This window comes from Bradyrhizobium sp., from assembly GCF_049581145.1.
Taxonomy (GTDB): domain Bacteria; phylum Pseudomonadota; class Alphaproteobacteria; order Rhizobiales; family Xanthobacteraceae; genus Bradyrhizobium.
The window spans coordinates 1-3532 of record NZ_JBAURI010000319.1 but is presented as its reverse complement, the minus strand read 5'-3'; the positions used below and the strand labels follow the sequence as shown (position 1 = coordinate 3532).

The 3532-nt window shown below is 65.1% G+C and carries 2 protein-coding genes; both read right to left on the bottom strand.

Translation table 11 applies throughout. The features are described from left to right. Nucleotides 1-821: DUF2336 domain-containing protein (locus WCB02_RS10605; RefSeq protein ID WP_423958068.1), on the bottom strand; the 821-nt coding region annotated here is incomplete at its 3' end. A 327-nt stretch (nt 822-1148) separates the two neighbouring features. After that, complete coding sequence (locus WCB02_RS10600) at nt 1149-3134, bottom strand: phospholipase D-like domain-containing protein (RefSeq protein ID WP_423958066.1); 1986 nt, start codon at nt 3132-3134, stop codon at nt 1149-1151. Nucleotides 3135-3532 lie beyond the last annotated feature (398 nt).

Here is a 3532-nt window from a genome sequence, read left to right as displayed (position 1 = left end):
AGGTCCGACAGTTCGGCAAGCGCGGCCTCGAACAATTCGAGATTGCCGGACAACAGCGCGCGCAGGATCAGGCCGGCCGTGAGCTGGGAGGTCGCGCGCAGATGCCGGACCAGGCCGCGCATGTCCTCGCCGCGCGATGCCGCCGCGATGGTGATGGTGCAGCGATCTCGCGCCTCGCTGGCGAGCCGCCCTGCCCGGTCCGGGCTGAGCCAGTTCCTGGCCACCACGAACTGCGCCAGCGTCTCCGACAATTTGGCCACCAGCGCGGCGCGGGTCGCGGCCGGCAGGCCGTCCAACAGCAGCATCGCCTCCCGGATCGCGGCGAGATGGCCGTGACGTTCGACGATCCGGTCCCAGGAAAACGCAGGGAGTTCGGCATGGGCGTTTTCGATCAGCTCCAGTGCCGCGGCGGCGCTGCCGACCTCGGCGATCGCGGCAGAAACCGACGCCGGCAGCCAGCGGCGGCGGGCGATGGCGCACTGCGTCTCGCTGTCGCCGGTGGCCACGATATCGACCAGGTCGGCATCGATCAGCAGCGGTGAATGTTCGAGCACGGGCAGCGCGACCGAGGCCTGGTCGAGCGCCAGCGCCTGCACGATCGCGGCCGGTGCGTCCGCGCAGTGCGCGAAGATCTCGGCCATCGCCCGGCGGACCAGCGGCGACGGATCGTCGAGCAGCATCAGAAGCGCGCCCTCGGCGGCGCCGCGATCCTCCTCGGACAGATCGGACACCAGCCAGGCGCGCGCCAGCGCCCGTGTGGCATCCGCCCGCACACAGGCGGAAGCGGTTCTGACCCAACTGATGAATTGCCGAACGATCATGGTCCTGCCGGCTTACGCAACCTGGAGAAAGACGAGGCGACGCGATGTCACCGCAAGACAAAATAAACCACGACGCTTAACAAAGCGTTCACCATAAGCGGCTGGTTTTATTGACGTTTTGTTAAGGGCGTCGAGGCCCTCGGATGGTATCCTGAAGCCGCCTGCAAAGTGCGGCCACCGATGCAATCGGCCCGACGACGCCGAAACGGCATCGCCGGGCCATGCAACGCGTCAGCATGGGCTCGCGGACAAAAGGACGGTTTCAGCGCCGGCCGGTCACCGCCTTCGAGCGCTTCGTCGCCGTCTTCATCGTCGCCGCGCGCGACCTCACGGCCTTTTGGCGGGCAGCTTCGATCGCTTGACCACTCTCTTCTTCCTCGCTGCGGCGAGCTTGGTCGGGTGCGCCTTCCTGCGGCCGTGCGGCTTCTTCGCAGCGCGCGGTTTCTTCGCACGCGACGGCCCATGGCCGGCCGCCGACGGCGTGTGGTCGGGCACCTGCCTGACATGCGCTGCCGCGGCTACCGCGGGCGCCGGCCGGTACGCGCCCATCCAGAACGTCATCTCCGCCAGCTCGGCGCCGCTGAGGTAGCCGTTCTGCCAGTCATCGCGATTGACGAGGCCGTGCCAGACCTTGGGATCCTGCCGGTGCGCCTCGACATAGGCGTTCCAGCGATAGGCCTGATAGATCGCGATGATGTTGGCGGCGTAGGCCGCCGCGAGCTCACGATTGCCCTCGATGATCATCAGATTGTCGTCGTTCTTGAGCGAGGCCTTGGCGCCGAGATTGTGCGAGCCCGTCATCACCACCGGGTTGTCGCCGAACGGATCGAGCACGATGACCTTGCTGTGAATGTGAACGCCGGCGCCGAGGATCTCGGTCGCCCAATCATGGAAGGTGTCCTTGATGTTCTTGGGCACCATCGATTCATAGCCCAGGTGCTGCGGCGGCTGCTTGCCGCCGTCGAACAGCGTGACGGGCGTCGCCGCCGAGGGATCGAGCGCTGCGCGGGCGGACGGCACGGCCGGTTCGTGCCCGGCCGATTCGGTGGTGAGGCCGGCGATCTCCTGGTTCACCACGCCGCGGATATAGAGATCGCCGTCGTAATTCGCGGTGCCCGGATGATGCCGGAACAGGATGTTCTGCAGCAGCGTCCATTTGCTTTCCGGCTTGTCTGCGTCGGCGAACACCCCGGGATTGAAGAACAGGAACAGGATGCCCTGCTTGGCGGCGTTGATCAGCTTGCGCGCGCAGGCGAGGTCCTCTTCCTTGTCGGTCGGCGCGAACCACTGCGTGATGGTGGCGCCATCAACCTTGAAGACGTTGGCCTTGGCCTGTCCGTTGCTCCTGGCCAGCGTGGGCGGATAGGCGTTCCTGGCCTTCTTCAGCAGATTCCATTCGTCGAGGAAATATTGCGCGAGCTTGGCGTCATTGACGATGATGCCGTTATTGGCCTGCGTGCACAGCCCGGTCATCGTCCAGTTGGTGCTGCCGGACAGCACGCGCTGCGGCCGGCCCGCGGCATCGCAGACCACCACGAACTTGTTGTGCGCGAAATGTCCGGTCGGAACCAGGCGATTGGTGAGATCGACCACACTGCGCATTTCGGCGCGCACCGCCTTGTTCTCGTCATTGCCGTTCTTCTTGCTGAACGCGCCATTGGCGAGGATCAGATGGCACTTCTTGCCGAGCGCCTTCAGCGCCGCCTTCAGCTCGGGATCATTGAGCTCGTACAGCGCGGCATAGATCTGGCCGCCGCTCTTCTTCACGTCCGCGAGCATCTCCAGAAGCTGCGGACGCAACAGTCCGCTCAACTCGTTGCGCAGCGCGTTCTTCGGGGCTTGCGTCGCCGCGATCAGATCGGCGATCTTCGGCGGCGGCGTGCCGAGGCTGTCGAGCACGCGGCTGACCCACTGCGCGGCCACGATGCCCTTGTTGAAATAGGCCGAGATGTTTGGGCTGGCCTGGCCGGTGATCGTCATCGGCGCGGTCAGCGGGCTTGCGAGCTCGGTTGCAAGCTGCAGATTGCTGCGGTCGCCCGTTACCGGGACGACCGAATACTGCACCACCTGGCCCGGCTTCACGCCGTAGTCCCACCACATGAAGCGCTGCACCGGATGCTTCCAGGGCGCGTTGGGATCAAGCTTGTCGTCATCGGAGAATCCGGTGAAGCCGTGCAAATAGGCTTCAGCGCCGCCCTGCACGACGCGGCGAATGGTGAAGCCGCGGCAGCCGGCAATTGGCTGGTGATCGCTGGGCAGCCAGGCCAGGCAAGTGTGATCGCCGTTGTCATAAACTTTCACAATAATGGACATAAGAATATCCTCCAGGCAGTGAATCCCCGGCCGTCAAATTACCGGTCTACCTGCAAGGGTACAAGCACCTACGTACAGCCTGCGCGACAATAATGATGCTGCGGCACAACGGGTTGCGCGCGCGGGCCGCGCCAGGCGCGCGCTAGGCACGTCAGTGGGATTTACGGCTGTTAGCTCTGCTACGTGATGACCAGCGTGATCCCCTCCTCACTGAGACGAGGCGAATCAGGCAGCCGTGCGTGTCCATCACGGCGCGCGCAAATGACGGAGTTTGCGGGAATGCCTGAGCAGCCGGCTCATCGCACTTGCGGGCCGCGATGGGCGCGGCTGTTAGCTGGAGAATGCGCCGCTGCGATCGGAGAAGAGATCGAGCGGCTGCGGCGCGCTGGTGGTCTGCG

Bases quoted from the DNA above. Each gene is read 5' to 3' on its own strand.
- WCB02_RS10600 (WP_423958066.1), bottom strand. From the start codon at position 3,134: ATGTCCATTATTGTGAAAGTTTATGACAACGGCGATCACACTTGCCTG.